We start from the raw sequence: 22,293 nt of genomic DNA, 5'->3' as shown, positions 1-22,293 counted from the left end.
CCTAGTTGAGTAGAAGTTGGGTGGTCACAGAGGCTGCCCTCCGCGACCACAGGAATGTCACGTATGGTTGGGCGTCGATATTCAGCCAGTTTGGCTGACGTCATATTACTAACGGACTGGGAGATCATTAATGACGGAGTCGTATCGCTCGTCGCAGACACGTCAGACCTACCACCACGGTCATCTGCGTGAGGCCCTTGTGGAAGAGGGCTTGGAGATGGCTCGCAGTGGTGGCGCCGAGGCGGTCGTGCTTCGTGAAGCGACTCGCCGAGCTGGCGTGTCACCCAACGCGGCGTACCGTCACTTCACGAACCGCGAGGCCCTTCTCGATGAGGTGGGCTTGGCGGCTGCCGACCAGATCGGCCGCAGGATGCGTGAAGCTGTGGCTGAAGCCCAGCCTGAAGACGATGAGGCTGAAGCAGTTGCCCAGCTGGTGGCTGCGTGCCGCGCGTACCTTGATTTCGCCCTGGCAGAGCCGGGATTTTTCGACGTCGCATACCGCATTTCGGATGCCGGCCTCGACATGATCGAAACGGATCGGTCGAAGGCACCGAATTTGCCCGACTCGGTCATCAGGGATGTTCTCGCCGACCCCGACATCAAGCTCTCGGAGCGAGTCGATGTGCGCGGTCTCGGCATCCTGCTGTGGTCGTTGCTCCACGGGTTTGCCTCGTTGTCGACCTCCGGTCCGTTGCGTGGTGAGAAGGCCTCCGAGCGGGCCGAGAACGTCCTCGACATCATTCGTGCCTCCCTGTGTGGTGCGATTGCTCGAGCCTGATGGCTCGAGCGAGTCGCAATACGGACTTCCAGGCTGAGACCGGGTATCGCCAGATCCTGAATCTGGCGATACCCGCTTTCTTGTCCTTGGTGGCTGAGCCGCTATTTCTCGTCGCGGATTCTGCGGTCGTCGGGCACCTGGGCACTGCCCAGTTGGCCGGCCTCGGTGTTGCCTCGGCAGCCCTGACGACGTTCACGGGTCTCTTCGTTTTCCTCGCCTATGCGACGACGGCCACCTCCTCGCGCCGGATGGGAGCGGGGGATCGCCATGGTGCGGCTCAGACCGGTGTTGACGGACTCTGGCTGTCCCTCATCATCGGAATCCTCGTCGCGATCATGCTGGTGGTCATTCCGACGACGGTGGCCGGATGGTTCGGTGCCAGCGGCGTCGTCGCAGAACAGGCCGGACGGTATCTGCGCATTACTGGTTTTGGTGTGCCCGCGATGCTCGCAACGATGGCAGTCACCGGGGTGCTGCGAGGATTCCAGGACACCCGGACGCCTCTGGTCGTCACTGTCATCACCTTCAGCCTCAACCTCGTACTCAACCTGTGGTTCGTGCTCGGAATGGGCTGGGGGATCGAGGGATCAGCCATTGGCACCCTGATCTGCCAGATAGCCATGGCGGTGGCCCTGGTCTGGGTGCTGTGGAGACGTACCCACGGTCTGGACCTGAGTCTGGTGCCACACCTGGGCGGGATCGCCTCGAGCCTGCGCGACGGCATTCCGTTGCTCATCCGCACCCTCGCGTTGCGGGCTGCCCTTTACGTGACGACCTGGGTCGCGGCGCGGGCAGGAGCGATCACCATGGCGTCCTACCAGGTGACGATGACGATCTGGAACCTGCTCCTCATGACGATGGACGCCCTCGGTATCGCCGGTCAGGCCCTGACGGGAGCGAGTTTGGGAGCTGGCGACATTCACCGCACACGGTTGTTGACCGGCACCATGACTCGGTGGGGGGTGTGGGCCGGAGTTGTCATTGGCATCCTGCTGGCAGCCTTCCACCAGCTCGTGCCGGCCATCTACACGAATGATCCGGCAGTTCACCGGGCGGTGGCGGCTGGTCTTCTCGTCGTAGCCGTTGAGCAGGTCATCGCCGGGCCGGCTTTCATTCTCGACGGAGTGCTCATCGGAGCAGGTGACGGCCGCTGGCTGTCGGGCGCCCAGGTTGTCATGTTTCTGGTGTACCTACCGATGGCCTGGGCGGTTCATCTCTGGGCGCCGGCTGACCCGGCCGCTGCTGTCGTCTGGTTGTGGATCGCCTTTGGTGGGTTCATGGCGGTGCGGTGCGTGATCCTGGCCTGGCGTGCCCATGGGGACGCCTGGATGAGGACCGGAGCCTGAAAAGGATCCCCTCCCGGGTCCCCCGCGAAGGAGCGAATCCGGCACGTCCCCGCCCGTTGGTCCGAGGCCGATGGTCTCGGACCAGCAGCGTCGCCTCACTCGGTCAGTCGAAGCGCACCTGTTGCGCCCCAGGGACTGAGTCGTACCTCTCAGGAGCACTGGTGAGCACCACGATCTGACTCGTTCGAGCCCCTTGGGCAACCTCGGTGAGGATGTGCCTGACCCTCACTGGGTCCGAGTAGACCAAGGCATCGTCGAGGATCACAGGCACCCCGTCATCAGGATCGATGAGCCGGGCGGCAGCGAGCCGTACCACCAGGCCGAGCTGTTCCCGGGCTCCCGACGACAGCTGGTCCCATTCCAGGCGCGCACCCTTGAGCTGGCGAGCCATCACCGTCAGTGTGGAGTCGATCTCGACGTGGAGATCCTGGCCGAACACGGCCCGGCCGATCCGGTCGATCTCGCTGGTGAACGGGGCGACGTAGGACTGACGCACCTGATCGAGATGACGACTGAGGGTGTCGCACAGCAGCTTCGTCGACCGCGCCCGACTCTCCAACCCAGCGACGCGGCGTGCGAGTTGGTGTTTCTTGCTGGTCAAGGCGTCGACGTCGGCCTGACGCTCCTGGCGTCCCAGGCCGAGCAGCTGGCCCTTGAGCTCCAACTGACGGTCGGTGTCCTCCTTGAGACGAGCAGTGGCCTTGCTGAGGGCGAGCTGACTTCCCTGGGCCTCGGTGCGAACCTGGTCGGGGTTGCGCTCAGCTAACGCAGCTGCGGCGCGATCGGCCTCAGTCCTCGCGACACGGTCCTCCTCCTTGGCGGTCGTGAGGGCCTCGGTCAGGTCATCGTCCGGGACCGCCTCGCGCGTGGCGGTGAGTTCCTCGCTCAGCCGCGTGACGGTCTCGGCGGCGGTGTCGAGGTCGATGTTGGCGCGAAAAGCCTTGTCGTGGGTCTCACTGCGCCGCTTGTCCACTGCTTTGAGACGGGCCTGGGCCTGACGCTCGACATTGCGAGCATCGTTGGCCTTGGCGACGGCATCGTCCTCAAGTTTCTGGGCCTCCGCCGCGGTAAGGGAGGACTTCTCCCCACCCTGATCGGCCAGGGCTTCGAGTTCCTGGATGGTGTATTCGCCCTGCTCGCGCTCCACCTGTTCCTGCCACGAGGCGAGTTTCGACTGGAGGACCTTGCGTTCTGCCATTCGGGCCTCGGCCTGCTCGAGGCTCGCCACGCCGAGCTCCCCCAGGAGGGAGACGACTGCTTGGTGAGCCTTGTCCGCGTCGCGTCCCAGGTTCATGACCTCTGAGGTGGGGGAGATCCTCAGCCGCCATGCATCGCCCATCTCCATGACGAGCTCACCGTCGATGCTGCGCTGGCTCGTCTGACCAACGGGCAGGTCAAGCTCGGTGCCGTCAATCCGCAGGGGTTCCCCATAGGACTGATGCTCGATGATGAGCTGGGTGCTGGCCAGTGCCGCTGCTTCCTTGGCGAGGTCATCAGCCTTGACGGCCTTCTTGAGCTTGGACAGGAGTTGGCTCGTCACCTTCTCCGACTCGAGTTGGCGCTGTCCGTCGGAAATGCGTTCCTTGAGCTCAGTGATGCGATCCAGGTGTTCGCGGGCCTTCGCAGCTTCCTCGCCGGCTCGCACTGCGGAGAGGGTGCGTCGTGCCTCCTCCTCCGCGGTCTCGGCCTCGGCGACCTTGGATGCAGCCTCGTCGAGAGCTTCCTGGGCCTCGGCGAGCTCAGCCGCGACTGCCTGGTCCTTCTCGGCGTTCTCGGCGGCCACCTGCGTGCACTGTTCATGCCTCTCGCGAGCCTCGGTGAGGCTCTCAACGAGTTTGACTCGCACCCCGTGAGCGGATTTGGCCTCGGCGTGATGCTGCGCCGCCTCCTTGGCAGCGCGACTGGTGGTCTCGACCTGGGCCTCCAGCTCGGTGAGACTGTCAAGGGCTTCCTGGGTCTGCTGGCACTCGGTGGTCTTCGACGCCACGACGTCATGGTCGTGGCTGATCTGTTCGTTGATCCTGCTCAGGGCCTCGACGACCTCATCCACTTCCCGGAGTCGGGCGGTGGCCTCGTCGAGGTCGTGACTGACGGCCTCGAGCTGCTCCCTTTCTTGGAAGGCCCCCTTGCGTTCCTTGCCGGTGGTGGGTTGGTAGTACACCTCGTACTCGGCACGGACTCGGTCCATGAGACCACCGATCGAGCCTTCGTCGGGTTTCTGACCGCCCGTCTGTTCGAGCGCCGCCGTCAGGGCTTTGGAGGAGTCCAGCCTCAGGGGTGACAGCCCGCTGGCCTGCATGAGTCGCAGGGCATTCCACAGCGTCATGTCCGCACCGGCGAGCAGGGTCTCCATCGTCTCGACGGCCTCGTCCCCAGTGACGATCTGCCCGGCCCGCGGGCCGGAGATGAACCGCAGCGAGGATTCCTTGTCCTTGAGGAAACTCTTGCGATGGGCAAAACGATGCTCACCGATCGTCATCTCGGCCTCGACGACCACCGGAAGTGAGGTGCCGTAGCGCTGGGCCCGTCGAACCTCCTGTGCCCGGGAGGAAGCCTTGTACTTGGATCCAAGCACCAGGTCCAGTGCCTCGACCATGGAGGTCTTCCCGACCTCGTTGGGACCGGCCGCGACGACGATCCCGGCATCGGGCAATTCGAGGGTGCGGTTCTCGATGGCCTTGAAGTTCTCGACGTGGATGCGATGCAGCTTCATCGGGACACCTCCGCAGTACGCGTCGTCGGGTTCTCCGCACTCACGAGCCGGTGCAGGAGGGTCAGGGCGGCGACGGCGTCCTCATTGGTCGCGCACATGCCAGACAGCTCCTCGGCGGCATCCCTCACCCAGTTGGGTAGGTCGGCGTCGGCGAGGCTGGCATCGTCCCCGATGACCGTGAGATCGTGGCGGTTCTCACTGGGCTCCAGGCTGGCGAAGACCGTCTCGTAATCAGCGATGATCTCGTCGAGCTCGGCCTTCTGGGAGATGGTGAGCTGGCCGTGCAGGTCATAGCGGATGATGGTGCGGTCCCGGTGGTCGAAGGAATTGAACCGGTCCCTCAGGGCTTCCAGATCTGCCTCGCCTGCGACCTCCTGACTGACTCGCGCGTGCAACCAGGTGCCAACCTTGATCGTCTTGCAGGTGAGCGGGGCGTCGAGGTCGACGACGACAGCGGTGCCGACGGTGTCCTCGTTGAAGCTCGTCGTCTCCTGAGTGCCGCTGTATCGAATCGCGGCGTGGTCATCGTCGACAGGCCATGCGATGTGGCGGTCTCCCAGGGCGACATAGGTCAGTGCACCACGGGCAATGGCGTCCTCCAACGGCGCGCGAGAGATGAGGGCGTCGCGGGTGTCACCCGACAATCCCTCGAGCTGACCGTGCCCGACGAGGACGCGTGGGGCCTGGGTGGGCTCCAGGCCGGCAGCGAGCTCTGCCAGCGGATCGGTTGACGGGTGCCGAGTCAGCAGTGGGGCTGCCACGATCTGTGCGATGACGGAGCCGTTCGCGTCGGTGACGTCGACTGGTGACTGATCGCGCAGGACATGGACATTGCCGGGGCAGCGGCGGGTGAATTCCGTACCGTCCCACAGGCATCCGGGCTCCAGACTGTCGTGGTTTCCCGGCAGTAGGTACACGGGTAGGCCGATCGAGGCCATCGCCTCGCAGCTGCGAGCGATGATCTGGGCGGAGACGTTCTGGGTCTCGAAGACGTCACCGGCGACGATGACGAAGTCGCACTCTTCCTGCCGGGCGACCTCGCCCAGCCGGCGCACCGCGTCGATGCGATCGGCAGTGAACCGTGCCTGCGGGTCATCGTCGCCCCGCTTGGACAGATAGTGCCGAGTCATCCCCAGTTGCCAATCCGAGGTATGGAGGAATCTCGTCATGGCAACACGATAGGAGACGACCCGGACACTTCTGCGTAACGGTTGTTCCGTTGTTGTTCTGGCTTGTCAAGCCAGGGTTGGCGGAGTTGTTGGCGCTCAGTTCTGCTTGATGGCGCTGATCTCGAGCTCCAGGGCATCGTCCTTGACGGCACACGTGAGCGTTGCCTTCGGCGTTGGCAGTCGTGGAGGTGCCGTTGGCAGCGATGATGTCAGTCATGTGATTCTCCTTGTTCTCCGTATGCTCCGGTTGATATGGCAACTCCCATGACACGAGAACGGTGATACGTCAACACAAGACAGTTTCGGTAGGTCCAAGGGCGCCTACCGGGCTCCTATACTCAGGAACGAAGGAGGCACAGTGACAGAGGATCGCACCGTTTGGCTGGACGACCACCAACAGCGGGTTTGGCGCCTGTGGTTGGAGGTGACGACCGCCCTGCCAGCTGTGCTCAATCGTCAACTGTCGCGCGACTCACAGCTGTCCGTGCAGGACTTTGAGGTCCTCGTCCGACTGTCGGAGACCGACGACGACGAGATGAGAGTCGTCGCACTGTCTGAGCACATGGGATGGGAACGGTCGAGGCTGTCCCATCACCTCACTCGTATGGAGAAGCGTGGCCTCGTCGAGCGTCGCATCTGCTGCTCCGACGGCCGGGGAGCCATCATCCACCTCACTGACCAGGGCATGAAGGCGTTGCAGCAGGCCGCTCCCGGACACGCTGCCCTGGTGCGTCGGGTTGTCTTCGGTGGTTTGGATCATGGTCATCTCAACGACCTGGAGACCATTCTCAGTCGCATCTGCGACGGCCTCACCGAGGAGGAGAAGAGCCAGCTGGGCGACGCCGACTGACCCCCAGCAGCTGAGTCGGGTCAGCTGCGTCCCGTCCCACCTATGGAAACGCCAATCTCCATACCGTGGACTCGGTCCTAACATCAGCCCCACCCACACGCAGGTGAGGAGCGACCATGGCCACACAGACGACGGGCGTCACTCAGACGTCCACGGACCCCGCAGGATGCAAGCCCCGGATGAAGGGCCGCCATCTTGTGATGATGAGCTTGGGATCGGCTATCGGGACCGGGCTCTTCGTCGGTTCTGGCAAGGGGGTTGCGGCGGCCGGTCCGGCCACCTTGGTGGCGTACGTCGTCGCCGGTCTACTCGTGATTGCCATCATGTACATGCTCGGCGAGATGGTTGCGGCCCATCCCGATTCCGGTGCCTTCTCGGTCTACACCTCGCGAGCCATGGGCCCGGCCGCCGGATTCGCAATGGGCTGGGTCTGGTGGATCGAGTTGGTCATCGTCGTCGCGGCCGAGGCGATCGCAGCGGCGTCAACCCTTGTCGCCATGTGGCCGATAGCACCGGTGTGGCTACTCACACTTATCTTCCTGGTCGTCCTGACGGCCGTCAACCTGCTCGGGGTCGACCGATTCGGGGAGTTCGAGTTCTGGTTCGCACTGCTCAAGGTGGCAGCAGTTCTCGTCTTCCTCGTCATCGGTGTGCTGCTCATCTGTGGCGTACTGGCAGCCCCCGCGGCCGGAGCGTCCAACCTCGTCGGACACGGTGGGTTCATGCCCAATGGGTGGTCCGGCATCGCGGCCGCCCTCCTCATGGTGACCTTCAGCTTCGGTGGCATCGAGATCATGGCCGTGGCAGCCGCCGAGACAGAGGACCCAGCCCGAAACGTGTCCCGAGCGGTGCGTACCATCGTGTGGAGGATCCTGCTGTTCTACATGGGGTCGGTGGCCGTCATGGTCATCGCGGTTCCCTGGGACGACCCCAAACTCGGCACCTCCCCCTTCGTCGCCGTGCTTGATCGCGCCGGTATTCCCGCTGCGTCCGAGGTCATGACCCTGGTCATCGTGCTCGCCCTGCTCAGCTCCCTCAATGCCAACCTCTACGGCGCAGCCCGAATGCTCGGCTCCCTGGCGGAGCGAGGCATGGCCCCCCGCGCCGCGATGCGAACGAGGGGACGCTCGGTGCCTGCAATGGCCGTACTCGCCAGTGTGCTCTTCGGATTCTGCTGCGTGCTGGCGACCTTTAGGTGGGGTGACACTGTGCTCGGCACCCTGCTCAACATCGTCGGCTCGACGATCATCGTCACCTACTTCTTCACCATTTGTTCCCAGTACGTGCTGCGTCGTCAGGTCGAGCGCGAGGGCACTCCGCTACCGATGCGAATCAAGGGATTCCCGGTGGTGTCCTGGGCCGCGATGATTCTGTTGGTGAGCATCATGGTGCTGGGGATGTTCGCTCCCGACGTGCGCGCCCAATTGTTGTCAACGGGAGCTCTTGTCGTTGTGCTGTACCTCGTCGGGATCGCTTGGTCGCTCCACGATGGACGCAGCCCGTTCCGCCCCACGACTGATTGAGATCGGACTGGCGTGCCGAGAACCGGCTTCTACGGCAGGGTGGTCGTCTTTCCGTCGGTTTTCTTGGTCGCCGGCTTCTTGATGGACGGTTTCGGGCTGGCCGCCTCGTCCTCGGACTTGACCTCGGCCGGCTTCGTGACACGACCCATGGCGTGGACACGACGGCCCTCCAGACGGTCCTTGAGCTGGGAGGTGTAGATCGAGATGTCTCCGACGACCCGTCCAGCCACGGCGACGGCGATCATGCCGGGAGCCAGCATCGACAGGTTTCCGGTCATCTCGCCAACCATGAGAAGCATGCCGAGCGGTGCGTGGGCCACCGATCCGAAGCAGGCAATCATGCCGACGATGACGAAGCTCATCGGGGAGGAGGGAATGCCTGGAAGCCCCTCGAGAAGACGCCACAGCGCAGCCCCGGTGGCGCCGCCGATGACCATGCCGGGGCCGAAGACGCCACCCGAACCGCCTGAGCCGATCGACAGGGTCGTCGAGAGGACCTTGGCGAACGGGATGGCCAGCACCATGAGCAGGGGCATGCGCATGAGGTTGTCGGCGAACATCTCCTGTTGCACCGATCCGTAACCGGTTCCCAGGGCAGCCGGAATGACCAGGCCGAGCAGGCCGACGCCGAGGCCACCGATGGCCGGGACGAGCCAGCCGGGAACCTTCTCGAGTCGGTCGAAGAACCTGGTGCCGCCGTAGAAGACGTCGACGTAGAACTTGCCCATGAGACCGGCAGCCAGACCGAGCAGGACGTACCAGATGAGCTGTAGGGGCTGGGAGAACTGCACTCCACTCAGCGATCCGAAGATTGGCTCGAATCCGTAGACCGATCCGAAGACGACGAAGGCGACGATCGAGGACACCAGGGACGGCATGATCGCGTCGGACTCCATGTCGTCGCGATAGAGCAGCTCAGCACCCAGCAGAGCACCACCCAACGGGGCACGGAAGATCGCTCCGATACCCGAGGCAGTTGCTGCCGAGACGGCGATGCGCGCGTCTGGTGTGGCGATCTTGAGCTTCTTGCACAGCGAGGAGATGACGGTCGCGCTGATCTGGGCGGTGGGGCCCTCACGTCCACCAGAGCCTCCGGAACCGATCATGAGCGACGAGGCGATGATCTTGACGGCCGCGACCTTGCCCTTGAGCGCCGTCGGGTCGTGATGGACAGCGTGAATGGCGTTGTCAGTGCCGTGGCCCTTGGCAGTGGGAGCGACGAAGTACACCAGGATGCTCGAGACCAGCGCGCCACCGGTGACGACCAGTGGGATGGCCCAGGGTCGGGTGAGGCCGGTTCCCGGATTACCGTCTCCCTCACCGAGGGTGCCCGGCGGGGTATATCCGCCCAAGGTCTCCAGCAAGTAGTGGGTCCCGGTTTCCAGACAGAAGAAGAAGATGATGGCGCCGATGCCCGAGACGATGCCGATGACCGTGCCCATGAGCAGCCATCGGTTGAGGGAGTCTCGGAAGGCCTTGGGTCGGTGCGGGACGAGGGCACGGCGCAGACGTCTCAGACGCTTGGCCCACGCGGCCCGTGTCTCGGGATGGACGACGGTCTCGGTCATTGCTGGCTGGAGTCCTCTGCACAGGAGCGGTTGGAAGTGGGAGTGCCGTGGCCACTGGCCTCGGCGGCGCGGGTGAACAGGGTGAACCCGGTGACGACGGTCTCGATCTCTCCCGGTTCCAGCTGGCTGAGCAGGTCAATGAGCTGACGTCGACGATGTTCGTTGACGTCTTGTACCAGTTTCGAGCCACGCGGGGTGAGGGAGAGCACGTTGGCGCGACGGTCATCAGGGTCGGGGGAGCGGTCGATGAGGTTCTTGGCGACGAGGCGTTCGACCATCCGCGCGATGGTCGAGGAGTGGACCTCCAGGTCGCGAGCCAGGTCGACCCCGCGTGTCACCCCTGCGTCGATGAGAACGAGAAGTCGGTACTGGGGGGCACTGACATCCTCGGCAAGCTCGGCGAGGGATCGGGCCGCGACGTCGACGAGGGCCCATGACGCCTGAAGTGCCTTCTCGACATCGGCATGGTTGGGGTTCAGCCCCTCCGATTTCGTTGCACCCTGCGACATCTGCACAGTGGAATTGTTGCACACTGCATCAATGTGTGTGATGCCCTGTTTCGATGGGTCGTGTTCACCTACAGTGATGCCATGCCTCGCATCATCGTCACCGCACCGCAGCTCATGTCCGTTGTCAACGAGGAACTCCCCGGTCACGAGATCGTGGGCGGCGACCATTTCATGGATCGCCAGGAACTCGCCGACCAGATCGTCACCGCCGACGCACTCCTGACCAGCCTGTCCGACCCCCTCGACGCCGAGATGATCGGGAAGGGTGAGAAACTCAGGGTCATCGGACAGTGCGCCGCAGGGTTCAACAACATTGACCTTGACGCCGCCAGGCAAGCCGGAGTGGTCGTGACTTCGACCCCAGGTGTCCTCCATGAGGCCACTGCTGATCTTGCGTTCACCCTGCTGCTTGAGGTCACCCGCCGCACCGGCGAGGCGGAGCGTTGGGTGCGCGCCGGCAAGGCCTGGCGTTACGACCACACCTTCATGTTGGGTGCTGGTCTGCAGGGAGCCACCCTCGGCATCATCGGCCTGGGACAGATCGGCGAGGCTATGGCCCGACGCGCTGCTGCATTTGGCATGAACGTCATCTACAACGCTCGTCACGAGAAGGATGTCGCAGCGATCGACGCCGTCAATCCGAGCACCCAGCCGACTCGTCGTGTCGAGCTCGACGAGCTCCTCGCCACCTCTGACGCCGTCTCCCTGCACTGCCCGCTCACCGACCAGACCCGCCATGTTATCGACGCTGACGCCCTGGCCACCATGAAGGAGACTGCCTGCCTCGTCAACACCGCACGTGGTGCCTGTGTCGACGAAGCTGCTCTCGTCCAGGCTCTCAAGGCTGGGTCGATCGCCGGTGCCGGCCTGGACGTGTTCGAGGACGAGCCGACAATCACTGGGGATCTTATGACGATGGAGAACGTCGTATTGCTGCCGCACATCGGATCAGCTGCCCTGCCGACCCGCGAGGTCATGAGTCGGCTGGCTGCGCGCAACATCGCGAAGGTGCTGTCGGGGGAGCCGGCCGAGACTCCGGTGGAGTGACCCGTTCGCTTACAGCGTTGTTGCAGCAAGCCCGATTCCCGACAGCAGGCCCCTGCTGTCGGGAATCGGGCTCAACTCTGTTCGGCGACAGCGAGGGGACCACGTGATGACGCGGTAGGAATTGTCCCAAGGTGAGGATGAGTGGTTATTCACACAATTGTCCTTCTTGTCTTTCTATTATTTAAACAAGTTATTTTTTGCCTAAATGGCGACGCCAGAGGCGAGGTGTAATCGGGTGAAAACCGCGCCATGAAGCCGTTTGCACGTCTGTTCCCAAGGGTCTGCGCGAACATGCACAAAAGCCGGTTCTGGTGGTTGTGGCCCATTATTTTCCCTAACCTTGATAAGTACCTGGCAACGGTGGCGGGGCACCGAGAACCCCTTGCGCCACACCCCACATGCCGGATGGTTTCGAAGGGAGCATTCAATGAGGACCATGGACGCAGACGTCGTCGTCATCGGTGGCGGTGCCACCGGTGCGGGCGTCGTGCGGGACGTCGCGATGCGTGGATACCGCGCCGTTCTGTTGGACAAGGCCGACCTCGGCCAAGGGACGACCGGTCGGTACCACGGCCTGCTCCACTCCGGTGGCCGTTACGTCGTGTCTGATCCCGGGTCGGCGACGGAGTGTGCCGAGGAAAACGAGATCGTCACCCGGATCCACGCTGATGCCGTTGAGAAGACTGGCGGCCTCTTCGTGGTGACCCCCGAGGATGACTTGGAGTTCTCCGATCAGTGGGTCGAGGGCGCCAAGAAGTCCAAGGTGCCCTTCGAGGAGATTTCCACTGCGGAGGCACTGCGCCGCGAGCCCCGCCTCAACCCTGGCATCAAGCGTGCCTTTGCTGTTCGCGACGGCTCGGTGGATGGCTGGCAGATGGTGTGGGGTGCTGCGCACTCCGCCATTGAGTACGGCGCCAAGGTGATGACCTACACCGCTGTCACCGAGATCATCCGCGAGGGCGACCAGATCAGCGCTGTCGTCGCCCACGACCTGAAGCACGACGAGCAGATCCGCATCGACTGCAAGTTCGTCATCAACACCGCCGGTCCGTGGGCCGGACGTATTGCCGAGCTCGTCGGCTGCCACGACGTTGACGTCGTCCCGGGTCGCGGCATCATGATCGCCATGAACCACCGCTTGGTGAACACGGTTGTCAACCGCTGTATCTACCCGGCTGACGGCGACATCCTCGTGCCGGTGCACACCGTGTCAATCATCGGCACCACCGACGTCAAGGCCGATGATCCGGAGCGTCTGTCCATCCCGCGCAACGAGGTGCAGCAGATGCTCGACTCCGGCGAGGCCCTGGTCCCCGGATTCCGCGACGCCCGAGCCGTGCACGCCTGGGCCGGTGCCCGCCCGCTGTTCAAGGACAAGCGGGTCTCCGCCACCGACACTCGTCACATGTCTCGCGGCATGAGCATTCTTGACCACGGTTCCCGCGATGGCGTCAACGGCATCGTGTCGATCATCGGCGGCAAGCTCACCACCTACCGTCTGATGGCCAAGAACGTCGTCGACGTCATGTGTGAGCAGTTGGGTGACGATCGTCCCTGCCGCACCGCCGAGGAAGTCGTGCCCGGTTCGACCGCCGGCAAGAACTACCTCATCACCCATCGTCTGGGCGAGAACGAGGAGCGTCGCGAGAGCACCGGTCTGGTTCGCGGTGGCGATCCCGAAGCCGTCCCGATGTCTAAGAAGCTCGACGACCAGATCATCTGTGAGTGTGAGCTGATGAGCCGCAAGATGTTCACCGACTTGCTGGCCGAGCAGCCCGACGCCACCTTCGACGACCTGCGTCGTCAGCTGCGTCTGGGCATGGGCCCCTGCCAGGGCGGCTTCTGCTCGATGCGCGCCACCGGCGTTGCCGTCGAGGAGGGTAACATCGACGCCGAGCGCGCCACCGGTCTGCTGCGTCTGTTCCTCAAGAACCGGTGGATCGGCCTGTGGCCGATCCTCTACGGCGAGCAGGTTCGTCAGACTGCCCTCGATGACTGGATCTTCCAGGGCACCTTCGACGTCGAGCACCTTCCCACCCCGCAGCAGGAGGTCGAGCTGTGAGCACCGCAACCGTTACCACCTCATCGCCGACCTCCGACCGCTTCAAGGCGCCGCACGTCGTCGTTGTCGGATCGGGCTTGGCCGGCCTGACCGCCGCCCTGCGTCTTCGCCGTGGTGGCGCCCGTGTGACCCTCGTCACCAAGGGTGTCGGCGGCCTGCAGCTGGGCCAGGGCACCATTGACGTCCTCGGTTACACCCCTGAGCGCGTCGAGAAGCCTTACGAGGCCGTCAAGAAGTACGCCTCCGAGCATCCTGAGCACCCCTACGCCAAGATCGGCGTGGAAGCTGTCAAGGAGGGCATCGACTTCCTGTGTGAGGTCGTCGGTGAGTCCTTCCTGGTCGGCGACGCCGAGTCGACGATCAATCTGCCGACCGCTGTTGGCGCGATCCGTCCTACCGCCCTGGTCCCGCCGTCGATGATCAACGGCAACCTCAAGGACGGCGACAAGGTCGTCGTCATCGGTCTGGCCCAGTACAAGGACTTCCACGCAGGCCTCATCGCCCAGAACATCGATCGCACCGAGCTGCCCGGCGGTGGCCACGCCTCCGCCCGCGCCGTCGTCGTCGACTTCGAGCCCCGCAAGGGTGAGTATGACGCCACCGGCCTGAACATGGCGCGCTCCCTCGACAACGCTCGTGCCCGTCGGGCGCTGGCCGAGGGCCTCAAGGGATTCGTCAACCCCGGTGAGATCGTCGCCCTGCCGGCCGTCCTCGGTATCGACAACCACGCCGAGGTTCTTGCTGATTTCAGCAAGATCCTCGGAGCCAAGGTGTTCGAGATCGCGTCCCTGCCGCCCTGCGTGCCAGGCATGCGTCTCAACAACAAGCTCGTCGTGACCGCCAAGAACGAGCGCGTCGATTACGTGCTCGGCTCCAAGGTCACCGGCTGCAAGGTCGTCGACGGCAAGGTCGTCTCCGTGCATGTCGGCACTGCCGGCGCCGGCAAGGACATCAAGGCGGACGCCGTCGTCCTCGCTGGTGGTGGCTTCGAGTCCGGAGCCCTCAAGCTCGACTCCCACGGCAAGCTGCACGAGACCATCCTCGACCTCCCGATCACCATGCCGGAGGGCGTCGAGGAGGAAGACCTGGTCCACGGTGACTATTGGGGTTCCCCGCAGCCGCTCTTCCTGTGCGGCGTCGAGGTGGACGAGAACATGCTCGTCACCTACCAGGGCAAGCCCGTCCATTCCAATGTCTACGCTTCCGGTGGCGTGATCGCCGGCGCCACCAGGTGGCAGGAGAAGTCGGGTGAGGGCATCGCTCTCGGCTCGGCCATCAAGGCCGCCGATGCCATCCTGTCGTCGGTCGGGGCGGCTGCTGCGACCAAGGAAAGGAACTGATCATGGGTGTTATCGAGGAGACATTCGCCGGACATGAGGTCTCGCGCCAGTCGCTCGACGCCTGCGTCAAGTGCACGATCTGCGAGACGATGTGCCCGGTCGCCAAGGCCACCCCGCTCTACACCGGTCCGAAGTACAACGGCCCGCAGGGCGAGCGTTACCGTGACGGAGCGTCCGTTGACCACTCCCTGGAGTGGTGCAACTTCTGCGGCATCTGCACCCTGCACTGTCCGCAGGGCGTGAAGATCGCGGAGCTCAACGAGCAGGCCGCCATGAAGATGAAGCACCAGAATGGTGTTCCGCTGCGTGACCGCCTCATTCCGCTGACCACCCTCGAGGGACGCGTGCTGTCCCCGATCGCTCCGCTGGCCAACTGGGGCCTCAAGCAGAAGCCGATCCGTATCGCTGTCGAGAAGATCATCAAGGTCCATCGTGACGCCCCGATGCCGATCGCTCAGACCGAGACCCTCAGCAAGTGGATGCGCCACCACAAGCCGGCCAAGCCGGCCACCAAGGGTCCGATCGTCTTCTTCCAGGGCTGCGCCGGTGGCTACTTCGAGACCGAGACCTCCAAGAAGTCCATCGAGGTGCTCGAGCACCTGGGCTATGAGGTCCTCGTCCCGAAGCAGGGCTGCTGTGGTCTGGCGAAGCAGTCGAACGGCCTGTTCGAGGGTGCCACCAAGGACATCCTCAACCTGTGCGACAAGATCATCAGCCTCGGCAAGGGACTGACGATCGTGTCCTCGTCGGGTTCCTGCGTCGGCATGATGAAGCACGAGGCCCACGAGATCATGGGTGTTGACGATCCTCGTCTGCACGACGTGTCGGTGCGCTCCCGGGACTTCTCGGAGTTCCTCATGGACGAGTACCGCAATGGTGAGCTTGATGCCTCGCAGTTCCGTCCGATCGACATCACGGTCCCTTACCACCAGCCCTGCCAGGTCAAGAGCCAGGGCATGGGATTCCCGGCCATGCAGCTCATGGAGCTCATCCCGGGTGTCAAGGTGCTGGAGTCCAACGAGCCGTGCTGTGGCATCGCCGGTACCTACGGACTGAAGGCCGAGCGCTACGAGGTTGCTCAGAAGATCGGTGCAGGTGTGTTCAAGCACATGCAGGATCACAACGAGGGCATCGGCGTCTGCGACACCGAGACCTGCCGTTGGCAGATCTCGAAGTCCTCGGGAGTCAAGATCGTCCATCCGGTGTGGTTGCTTCACCATTCCCTCGGACTGTCGGACAACCTGCTCGACTGATCGAAACCTACTGAGTCGGACCGCTCTTCGATGGCGTGGGGCTCAGTTTCGCCGGACCTCCTGTGATCCGGAGTCGGCCGGGACCTGCTGTGGGGGCGGGTCCCGGCCTTTTGCGTGCTCGTGCCGGTGATCTTGGTGTTTGGGATCGTGGCTGGCGCGCTTCGTGACCCTGGTGGGGCCGGTGTCCTTGACCCGCGTTTATACCTTGTGTCGAAAATTCCCGGCTCACGAAGGGTTCCATCACTCCAGTGATGAGGCCCCCGGTGGGCCGGGATTTTTTGTCATCGTGACCGAGGACCGTGGGCTCGGGGTGGCCGACGGGTCCTGATCGCGGTATGCCGCAGGCCGGATTCCTACTTCCGAGGCCCAGAAACAGTGGGGTCCTCGGGGATCCACCACCGCCAGGGGGCGTTGACATTTCTGCTGATCCCCACCCGGGGGCCTTGACGAAATTCGACGGGGCGGTCCGCGGGTTGGAGCCGCCAGCTGGATGTCGATGTGGCGTCGGGGTCGATGAGTTCCACCGGATCCCCCGACTCCTCGAGGGTTGCTCCCAGGGCCGAGCCCATGTTTCCCGGTCCGCAGGCGAGACGGTTCTCGGGGACCCCTCCGCGGCGCAGGCGAGCGTCGTCCTCGCCGGCGATCACTCGTCCGCCGCGCAGCAGGACCGCCGAGGCCACACCGTCGGGGGAGCAGACGAGGTTCACGCAGCGATGCATGCCATAGGACAGGTACACGTAGACGTGTGAAGGCGGTCCAAACATCACGCGGGCGCGTGGAGTCGGTCCACGGAAGGCATGGGACGCGGGATCGTCGAGTCCCGTGTACGCCTCGACCTCAGTGAGACGAACTGCCACCGGTCCGTGCCAGATCGTCGCCCCGAGGAGCAGCGGGGCAACGTCGGTGGCGGGGGCCGAGAGGTCGATCATCCCTTGGTGTCGCACAGGAAGTGGCAGGCGGTGCACGTGGCACCAGTCACAGCGATGACGGCGGGCCATGCGCCGATCTTCTTCGCCAACCCGTGGGAGGCGCCAAAGGCACCCAGATAGGTCGCCCCCAGAATGCCGGCGATCGTCGGACCGCTCTTGGCGAGCCAGGTGCGCCCGGCCCAGCAACCGGCAGTTGCGAGCACCACTCCGCCGAGTCCCCGGACGCCGGTGGCGCGGGCGGTGAGCCAACCTCCGACCAGTCCCAGACCGGCGACCTCGGCGGTGTTGACGTCTTCAGCCTTGTTCAACTTCATAACCCGAGTCTAGGTACCGAACCGGGCGGTGCCACCCAGATGAAGATGAGAATGATAGCCATCAAAATAGTTGTATATACAAATCTCCTGATATACAGTCGTGGACATGAGCAAGAACGTGGAATCGGGGGAATTCGACCCCGTCGTTCGGCTGTTCTCCGCCTTGGCGAATCCGATTCGGGCACGGATCGTCAATCGCCTCACTGATGGTGAGGCATCGGTTGGAGAACTGTCGGAGATCGTCGGCGTCAAGCAGCCGCTGGTCTCCCATCACCTCAAGGTGTTGCGAAGCGCGCATCTCGTATCTGCGCGTAAGGACGGGCAGAAAGCCATGTACTCGCTCATTGACGACCATGTGGCGTCCATCTTTCTGGACGCCTTCAACCACATGAAGGAGCACGACCATGACTGTCACCACTGAGCATCGTCCCGCTGAGACCCACCACCACACCCACGGCCCGAACTGCGGCCACGAGGCTGTCATCCACCACGATCACGTGGACTACATTCATGGTGGCCATGCTCACCACGAGCACGACGGCCACTACGACGAGTGCACCACCTGTCAGTGTGGCCACTGCGACGATTCCTGTGCCAACTGCACCTGTGAGGATTGCACCTGCCCGACCTGCGATCACAAGACGTGCGAGTGTGGCCACTGCAGCGATTCCTGTGCCAACTGCACCTGTGAGGATTGCACCTGCCCGACCTGTCAGCACGCTGCCTGAGTTCATTTTCTCCAGTTACGCAAGTCAACTGAACCCCCGGTGAGCCGGGGGTTCAGTTGTGTTCTGAGCCATATGTAACGGTGCGAGTGATTCTCGAGGAGCGTCAGAGGGTGATGACGACCTTGCCGATCATGCTGCCGGACTCGACGACCTCGGTGGCCTCGCGGACGTGCTGAGCCGTCAGTCCCTCGATGTGGCGGGTCATCGTCGGGCGAATCTGGCCGTTCTCCACCAGCTGTGCGATACGAGTGAGAGCCTGGCCCTGCTTGGCGACGTCCGCGGTGCCGAACTGAGGACGGGTGAACATCGACTCGCTGGCCACCGACAGCGATTTCGGCTTGAAGGCCATGAGGTCGAAGGAATCGGTGCCGTCAATCATGACGAGGTGGCCGAAGGGGGCCATGATCTCGGCCAGGGCCGATGCCGGCGGCGTGTAGGCCGACAGGATGCCGTCGAAACCGTCGATCCCGAGGCCCTTGACCTGCGGGGCCAGGGGCTCGCGGTGGTCGATGATCCCAGTGGCGCCCATGTCCTGACACCACTGGGCGGTTTCAGGACGCGAGGAGGTCGCGACGACCGGTCCGCTGGTGATGGCGCGGGCCAGCTGGATGGCCACGGACCCGACCCCGCCGGCCCCACCGATCATGAGGAAAGCCTTGTCGCTGCGCTGGTCCAGGGTCCCCAGGCCAATGTGATCGACGAGGGCTTCCCAGGACGTCAAGGAGGTCAGCGGCAGGGAGGCAGCCTCGGCAATCGTCAGGGACGACGGGCGCTTTGCGACGATTCGCGAATCCACCAGGGTGAACTGGGAGTAGGTGCCTGGAAGGTCTCGGCTCCCGGAGTGCCACACCTCGTCACCGACGGCGAAGTTGTGGACCTCGGAACCGACGGCACGCACGACGGAAGCGGCGTCGAAACCAAGTACCAGGGGCGTCGACGGGGTGCCAGCCCCCTTGCGTAGCTTGACGTCAATGGGGTTGACGGAGATCGCCTGCACCTCGACGAGGAGGTCGTGCGGGCCCGGTTCGGGCACCGGCAGGTCAATGTCAACGAAACACTCGGGATCGGTGACGGGGAGGGAGCGTGTGACGGCAACGGCATGCATGCTTTCCATGCCCCCACGGTAATGCCGAGCGGGTTGGCTAAGTACTGAGTCACGGTCTCAGCGCTGCATGTCGACGAATCGCGAGTAATGGCCCTGGAAGACGACCGGAACCGTTCGCGTCGGTCCATTACGGTGCTTGGCGACGATGATGTCGGCCTCACCTGCGCGCGGAGACTCCTTGTCATAAACGTCCTCGCGGTGCAGAAGGATGACGACGTCAGCGTCCTGCTCCAGAGAACCCGACTCACGCAGGTCGCTCATCATCGGCTTCTTGTCATTGCGCTGCTCAGGTCCACGGTTGAGCTGGGAGAGGGCGACGACCGGGATCTCCAACTCCTTGGCCAGTAGTTTGATCTGACGTGAAAACTCGGAGACCTCGAGCTGACGAGACTCCACCTTTTTGCCGGAGGTCATGAGCTGCATGTAGTCGATGACGACGAGTTTGAGGTCGAACTTCTGCTTCATCCTACGGGCCTTGGCACGGATCTCCATCATCGTCAGGTTGGGCGAATCGTCGATGAAGAGCGGGGCCGACGAGATCTGCGTGGTCTTGTCGACCATGCGCTGCCAGTCCTCCTCGGAGAGGCGTCCGGAGCGCATGCGTTGCAGCTCGATCCCGGCCTCGGCGGACAACAGCCTCATGACGATCTCGTTGCGCCCCATCTCGAGGCTGAAGATGGCTGCTGCCAGGTGGTTCCTGATCGCGGCGGCGCGGGCGAAGTCGAGGGCGAGGGTGGACTTACCCATGGCAGGACGGGCGGCGACGATGATCATCTGGCCGGGCATGAATCCATTGGTGAGCTCATCGAGGTCGGTGAATCCGGTGGGGATGCCGGCCATGGCGTCGCCACGGGCCTCGATGGCCTCCAGCTCGTCGAAGGTGTTCTCGAAGAGCTCCGAGAGCGGGTGATAGTCCTCGCTGGTCTTGCGGGTGGAGACATCGTAGAGGGTTTGCTGGGCGGCGTCGACGATGTCAGCGACCTCTCCTTGGCCCTGGTAGCCCATCTGGGCGATTCGGATCGACGCCTCGACGAGGCGACGCAGCACGGCCTTGTCGGCGACGATCTTGGCGTAATAGGCGGCGTTGGCGGTGACGGTGACGTTGCTCAGCAGCTCGGCGAGGTACAGACGTCCGCCAGCGCGTTCGAGTTCCCCGCGCCGATCGAGCTCGTCGGCGGTGGTGACGGTGTCCGCCGGGTCGCCGCGACCGTAGAGGTCGGTGATGGTGTTGAAGATGAGCTCGTGTCCGGGCCGGTAGAAATCGACACCCTTGAGCTCCTCGACGACGTCGGCGATGGCGTCCTTGGAAGAGAGCATGGCCCCGAGGACGGACTTCTCGGCGTCGATGTCCTGGGGAGGGTTGCGGTCCAGGGATGGTCCGGGTTCGGCGGGTGCGCTGGACATGGTTGCTCCTTCAGGGTGACACGGCGTGACGGATGGGTCGACGTTCGCCGTCGGGATGGGGACAACGTTCCCACCACGGTCCGACACTTCCCCGAGTGGGAGTGTGCCACGATTCGAGGTCGCCTGCAGAAGAGTTTTCCACAACCCTTGTGGGCAAGGAGTGGATGTGTGGGGACTGCCTGGGGAAAACGTGTGGATAACTCGGTGGATCTGGGGATAGGGAGTGGAATACTCACCCAGAAACTGTGTTTGGCTAGGGTTTATGGGTGTGTTGTGACGAATTGGACGAAAATTTTCGGCGTGTCGGGTTGGGGGATGGGTCACGTTACGGTTGTGAGTGCCGGTGGTGTCACCAGCTCGGAAGTCCCCTCGAAGGTGACTTATCCACAGCGCCTGTGGATGGTGGGCAGCGGCTTGTGGGGCGGGATTCGGGGTGACGGGCTGGTGGGTGTTGCCGTGTTGCGAAAACCCCTGAGCCGGGAGATGCCGAATCATGTGGGTGGACCGGAGGGGGAGCCGGTAAAAATGATCAGCCAGTGCTGAAGTGTCGTGGAGGCGGCTGACATCGTGTCACCCCCGGGGTTCTGAAATGGGAGGACCATCCTCTTGCTTCATATACCCCCAGAGGGTATATTTTCATGTGGAGGAGGACCTATGAACCACTCGGATGACTGCTGCCACACCTCTGAGGCGCCCCCCGCTCATTCTGATGCCGAGAAGTCGGTGTCCAGCGAGGCGCGTGGAGCCTGCGGTTGCAATGACCATCCTCAACACGGGTATCTCGGTCACAAAGAGATGCACCTGCGACGCCTCAAGCGGATCGAGGGGCAGGTGCGAGGCCTGGAGAGAATGGTCAATGAGGAAAAGTACTGCATCGACATCCTGACCCAGGTCTCGGCAGTCACCTCGGCCCTGAAGTCCGTCTCCCTGGAGCTGTTGGCCGAGCACATGAGTCACTGTGTGGTTCGTGCCGCACAGGCCGGCGGGCAGGAGGCCGAGGACAAGATCAGCGAGGCAAACCAGGCCATCGCCCGCCTCGTCAAGGCCTGATCCCAAGCACACTGGAGGAACAATGCACAAGACGTACACCATCAACGGAATGACCTGCGAGCACTGCGTCAAGGCCATCACCGAGGAGGTCTCGGTCATCGACGGCGTCGACAAGGTCACCGTCTCCCTGGAGTCCGGCTCCATGACGATTGACTCGGCCGAGGAGATCCCCTTCGGTCAAGTTGCCGACGCCGTTGACGAGGCCGGCGAGTACACCGTCGCCGAGGCTGCCTCCCTCGACACCGCCGGGCACCCCGGTGGTCAGTGCGGATGCGGTGGTCATGGACATGGCGCCCAGAAGACCGAGGAGTCCGGTTGCGGCTGTGGAAGCCACAAGCACTCCGACGAGGCCGTCGCCAAGCATGCCCAGCACGCCGAGAAGGGCGGCTGCGGCTGCGGCGGACACCGGGCCTGAGATTGCTCGGCTCGTCGTCCCATTTGAGACGACATCCACTCGACTTCGGGCCCCGGGGTCTGATCGCACATCGCCGTCAGATCCCGACCCCCGAAGTCGACCTCCCCCCACAGCCCGTCGGCCTCCGAAGCCACTCGAGCGGTCGGATGATCCCGCCTGCCCCCGACGCCCAGGACTCCGACGGGTGGTC

Annotated in this window: 20 protein-coding genes; 12 read left to right on the top strand and 8 right to left on the bottom strand. The window is 63.7% G+C overall.

All coding sequences use genetic code 11. From position 1 onward, the window contains the following. Positions 1 to 130: 130 nt before the first annotated feature. Positions 131 to 778, top strand: coding sequence for a TetR/AcrR family transcriptional regulator (locus tag ACP8LP_RS11770; RefSeq protein ID WP_063279396.1), 648 nt, complete (start codon positions 131 to 133; stop codon positions 776 to 778). After that, positions 778 to 2,124, top strand: a complete 1,347-nt coding sequence (locus ACP8LP_RS11765; RefSeq protein WP_016666472.1) for an MATE family efflux transporter — start codon at positions 778 to 780, stop codon at positions 2,122 to 2,124. The genes ACP8LP_RS11770 and ACP8LP_RS11765 overlap by 1 nt, the downstream gene beginning before the upstream one ends. Positions 2,125 to 2,227: 103 nt before the next feature. Here ACP8LP_RS11765 and ACP8LP_RS11760 read toward each other — a convergent pair whose 3' ends face one another. Both ACP8LP_RS11760 and ACP8LP_RS11755 read right to left on the bottom strand, forming a co-directional pair. Beyond that, a complete protein-coding gene (locus tag ACP8LP_RS11760; protein ID WP_484483179.1) occupies positions 2,228 to 4,837 on the bottom strand; it encodes an AAA family ATPase in 2,610 nt (869 codons plus the stop codon). Then, positions 4,834 to 6,006, bottom strand: a complete 1,173-nt coding sequence (locus tag ACP8LP_RS11755; protein ID WP_279187084.1) for a metallophosphoesterase family protein — start codon at positions 6,004 to 6,006, stop codon at positions 4,834 to 4,836. The genes ACP8LP_RS11760 and ACP8LP_RS11755 overlap by 4 nt, the downstream gene beginning before the upstream one ends. A gap of 358 nt (positions 6,007 to 6,364) precedes the next feature. Between ACP8LP_RS11755 and ACP8LP_RS11750 the strand changes: the two genes are divergently transcribed. After that, complete coding sequence (locus ACP8LP_RS11750) at positions 6,365 to 6,856, top strand: MarR family winged helix-turn-helix transcriptional regulator (protein ID WP_065673103.1); 492 nt, start codon at positions 6,365 to 6,367, stop codon at positions 6,854 to 6,856. A 116-nt stretch (positions 6,857 to 6,972) separates the two neighbouring features. Then, positions 6,973 to 8,379, top strand: a complete 1,407-nt coding sequence (locus ACP8LP_RS11745; RefSeq protein ID WP_016666468.1) for an amino acid permease — start codon at positions 6,973 to 6,975, stop codon at positions 8,377 to 8,379. A 29-nt stretch (positions 8,380 to 8,408) separates the two neighbouring features. On the opposite strand, the gene ACP8LP_RS11740 is transcribed toward ACP8LP_RS11745, so the two are convergent. After that, positions 8,409 to 9,947: a chloride channel protein gene (locus ACP8LP_RS11740; protein WP_016666467.1), complete on the bottom strand. Its 1,539-nt coding sequence runs from the start codon at positions 9,945 to 9,947 to the stop codon at positions 8,409 to 8,411. Next, complete coding sequence (locus ACP8LP_RS11735; protein ID WP_004809830.1) at positions 9,944 to 10,462, bottom strand: MarR family winged helix-turn-helix transcriptional regulator; 519 nt, start codon at positions 10,460 to 10,462, stop codon at positions 9,944 to 9,946. The genes ACP8LP_RS11740 and ACP8LP_RS11735 overlap by 4 nt, the downstream gene beginning before the upstream one ends. 75 nt (positions 10,463 to 10,537) lie before the next feature. Here ACP8LP_RS11735 and ACP8LP_RS11730 point away from each other — a divergent pair, with 75 nt between their 5' ends. The 4 genes from ACP8LP_RS11730 (at position 10,538) to ACP8LP_RS11715 (ending at position 16,158) form a co-directional block, all read left to right on the top strand. After that, positions 10,538 to 11,503: a 2-hydroxyacid dehydrogenase gene (locus ACP8LP_RS11730; protein WP_036976363.1), complete on the top strand. Its 966-nt coding sequence runs from the start codon at positions 10,538 to 10,540 to the stop codon at positions 11,501 to 11,503. 427 nt (positions 11,504 to 11,930) lie between these two features. Further along, positions 11,931 to 13,565: an anaerobic glycerol-3-phosphate dehydrogenase subunit GlpA gene (glpA, locus tag ACP8LP_RS11725; RefSeq protein WP_016666464.1), complete on the top strand. Its 1,635-nt coding sequence runs from the start codon at positions 11,931 to 11,933 to the stop codon at positions 13,563 to 13,565. Continuing rightward, positions 13,562 to 14,905, top strand: a complete 1,344-nt coding sequence (gene glpB / locus ACP8LP_RS11720; RefSeq protein WP_016666463.1) for a glycerol-3-phosphate dehydrogenase subunit GlpB — start codon at positions 13,562 to 13,564, stop codon at positions 14,903 to 14,905. The genes glpA and glpB overlap by 4 nt, the downstream gene beginning before the upstream one ends. 2 nt (positions 14,906 to 14,907) lie before the next feature. Next, positions 14,908 to 16,158 (top strand): anaerobic glycerol-3-phosphate dehydrogenase subunit C, encoded by a 1,251-nt coding sequence (locus ACP8LP_RS11715; RefSeq protein WP_063279391.1) that lies wholly within the window; start codon positions 14,908 to 14,910, stop codon positions 16,156 to 16,158. Positions 16,159 to 16,511: 353 nt separating this feature from the next. On the opposite strand, the gene ACP8LP_RS11710 is transcribed toward ACP8LP_RS11715, so the two are convergent. Both ACP8LP_RS11710 and ACP8LP_RS11705 read right to left on the bottom strand, forming a co-directional pair. Further along, positions 16,512 to 17,087 (bottom strand): DNA-3-methyladenine glycosylase, encoded by a 576-nt coding sequence (locus ACP8LP_RS11710; RefSeq protein ID WP_016666461.1) that lies wholly within the window; start codon positions 17,085 to 17,087, stop codon positions 16,512 to 16,514. Continuing rightward, the gene (locus tag ACP8LP_RS11705; protein ID WP_334338696.1) at positions 17,084 to 17,401 is read right to left on the bottom strand and encodes a hypothetical protein; all 318 of its coding nucleotides are present in this window, start codon (positions 17,399 to 17,401) and stop codon (positions 17,084 to 17,086) included. The genes ACP8LP_RS11710 and ACP8LP_RS11705 overlap by 4 nt, the downstream gene beginning before the upstream one ends. Positions 17,402 to 17,507: 106 nt before the next feature. Between ACP8LP_RS11705 and ACP8LP_RS11700 the strand changes: the two genes are divergently transcribed. Beyond that, positions 17,508 to 17,822: an ArsR/SmtB family transcription factor gene (locus tag ACP8LP_RS11700; protein ID WP_036976361.1), complete on the top strand. Its 315-nt coding sequence runs from the start codon at positions 17,508 to 17,510 to the stop codon at positions 17,820 to 17,822. Then, the gene (locus ACP8LP_RS11695) at positions 17,806 to 18,129 is read left to right on the top strand and encodes a hypothetical protein (RefSeq protein WP_015583622.1); all 324 of its coding nucleotides are present in this window, start codon (positions 17,806 to 17,808) and stop codon (positions 18,127 to 18,129) included. The genes ACP8LP_RS11700 and ACP8LP_RS11695 overlap by 17 nt, the downstream gene beginning before the upstream one ends. A 103-nt stretch (positions 18,130 to 18,232) precedes the next feature. Here ACP8LP_RS11695 and ACP8LP_RS11690 read toward each other — a convergent pair whose 3' ends face one another. Both ACP8LP_RS11690 and dnaB read right to left on the bottom strand, forming a co-directional pair. After that, positions 18,233 to 19,243 (bottom strand): zinc-binding alcohol dehydrogenase family protein, encoded by a 1,011-nt coding sequence (locus ACP8LP_RS11690; protein WP_484483178.1) that lies wholly within the window; start codon positions 19,241 to 19,243, stop codon positions 18,233 to 18,235. A 48-nt stretch (positions 19,244 to 19,291) separates the two neighbouring features. Continuing rightward, entirely contained in the window at positions 19,292 to 20,638 is a 1,347-nt protein-coding gene (gene dnaB / locus ACP8LP_RS11685) for a replicative DNA helicase (protein ID WP_004809813.1), read from the bottom strand. 654 nt (positions 20,639 to 21,292) lie between these two features. Between dnaB and ACP8LP_RS11680 the strand changes: the two genes are divergently transcribed. Then, entirely contained in the window at positions 21,293 to 21,688 is a 396-nt protein-coding gene (locus ACP8LP_RS11680) for a metal-sensitive transcriptional regulator (RefSeq protein WP_016666455.1), read from the top strand. A 22-nt stretch (positions 21,689 to 21,710) separates the two neighbouring features. Then, positions 21,711 to 22,103, top strand: a complete 393-nt coding sequence (locus ACP8LP_RS11675; RefSeq protein ID WP_016666454.1) for a heavy-metal-associated domain-containing protein — start codon at positions 21,711 to 21,713, stop codon at positions 22,101 to 22,103. The last annotated feature ends 190 nt before the right edge of the window (positions 22,104 to 22,293 follow it).

This window comes from Cutibacterium sp. LaCa_89 (assembly GCF_058177555.1).
Note: the sequence above shows the minus strand (reverse complement) of the source record. Positions and strands in the feature narration are given on the sequence as shown.

Excerpts from the sequence above, each read along its gene's own strand:
- ACP8LP_RS11770 (WP_063279396.1), top strand. The coding sequence starts at position 131 with ATGACGGAGTCGTATCGCTCGTCGCAGACACGTCAGACCTACCACCAC.
- ACP8LP_RS11765 (WP_016666472.1), top strand. The coding sequence starts at position 778 with ATGGCTCGAGCGAGTCGCAATACGGACTTCCAGGCTGAGACCGGGTAT.
- ACP8LP_RS11760 (WP_484483179.1), bottom strand. The coding sequence starts at position 4,837 with ATGAAGCTGCATCGCATCCACGTCGAGAACTTCAAGGCCATCGAGAAC.
- ACP8LP_RS11755 (WP_279187084.1), bottom strand. The coding sequence starts at position 6,006 with ATGACGAGATTCCTCCATACCTCGGATTGGCAACTGGGGATGACTCGG.
- ACP8LP_RS11745 (WP_016666468.1), top strand. The coding sequence starts at position 6,973 with ATGGCCACACAGACGACGGGCGTCACTCAGACGTCCACGGACCCCGCA.
- ACP8LP_RS11740 (WP_016666467.1), bottom strand. The coding sequence starts at position 9,947 with ATGACCGAGACCGTCGTCCATCCCGAGACACGGGCCGCGTGGGCCAAG.
- ACP8LP_RS11730 (WP_036976363.1), top strand. The coding sequence starts at position 10,538 with ATGCCTCGCATCATCGTCACCGCACCGCAGCTCATGTCCGTTGTCAAC.
- glpA (WP_016666464.1), top strand. The coding sequence starts at position 11,931 with ATGAGGACCATGGACGCAGACGTCGTCGTCATCGGTGGCGGTGCCACC.
- ACP8LP_RS11715 (WP_063279391.1), top strand. The coding sequence starts at position 14,908 with ATGGGTGTTATCGAGGAGACATTCGCCGGACATGAGGTCTCGCGCCAG.
- ACP8LP_RS11710 (WP_016666461.1), bottom strand. The coding sequence starts at position 17,087 with ATGATCGACCTCTCGGCCCCCGCCACCGACGTTGCCCCGCTGCTCCTC.
- ACP8LP_RS11705 (WP_334338696.1), bottom strand. The coding sequence starts at position 17,401 with ATGAAGTTGAACAAGGCTGAAGACGTCAACACCGCCGAGGTCGCCGGT.
- ACP8LP_RS11700 (WP_036976361.1), top strand. The coding sequence starts at position 17,508 with ATGAGCAAGAACGTGGAATCGGGGGAATTCGACCCCGTCGTTCGGCTG.
- ACP8LP_RS11695 (WP_015583622.1), top strand. The coding sequence starts at position 17,806 with ATGACTGTCACCACTGAGCATCGTCCCGCTGAGACCCACCACCACACC.
- ACP8LP_RS11690 (WP_484483178.1), bottom strand. The coding sequence starts at position 19,243 with ATGGAAAGCATGCATGCCGTTGCCGTCACACGCTCCCTCCCCGTCACC.
- dnaB (WP_004809813.1), bottom strand. The coding sequence starts at position 20,638 with ATGTCCAGCGCACCCGCCGAACCCGGACCATCCCTGGACCGCAACCCT.
- ACP8LP_RS11680 (WP_016666455.1), top strand. The coding sequence starts at position 21,293 with ATGAACCACTCGGATGACTGCTGCCACACCTCTGAGGCGCCCCCCGCT.
- ACP8LP_RS11675 (WP_016666454.1), top strand. The coding sequence starts at position 21,711 with ATGCACAAGACGTACACCATCAACGGAATGACCTGCGAGCACTGCGTC.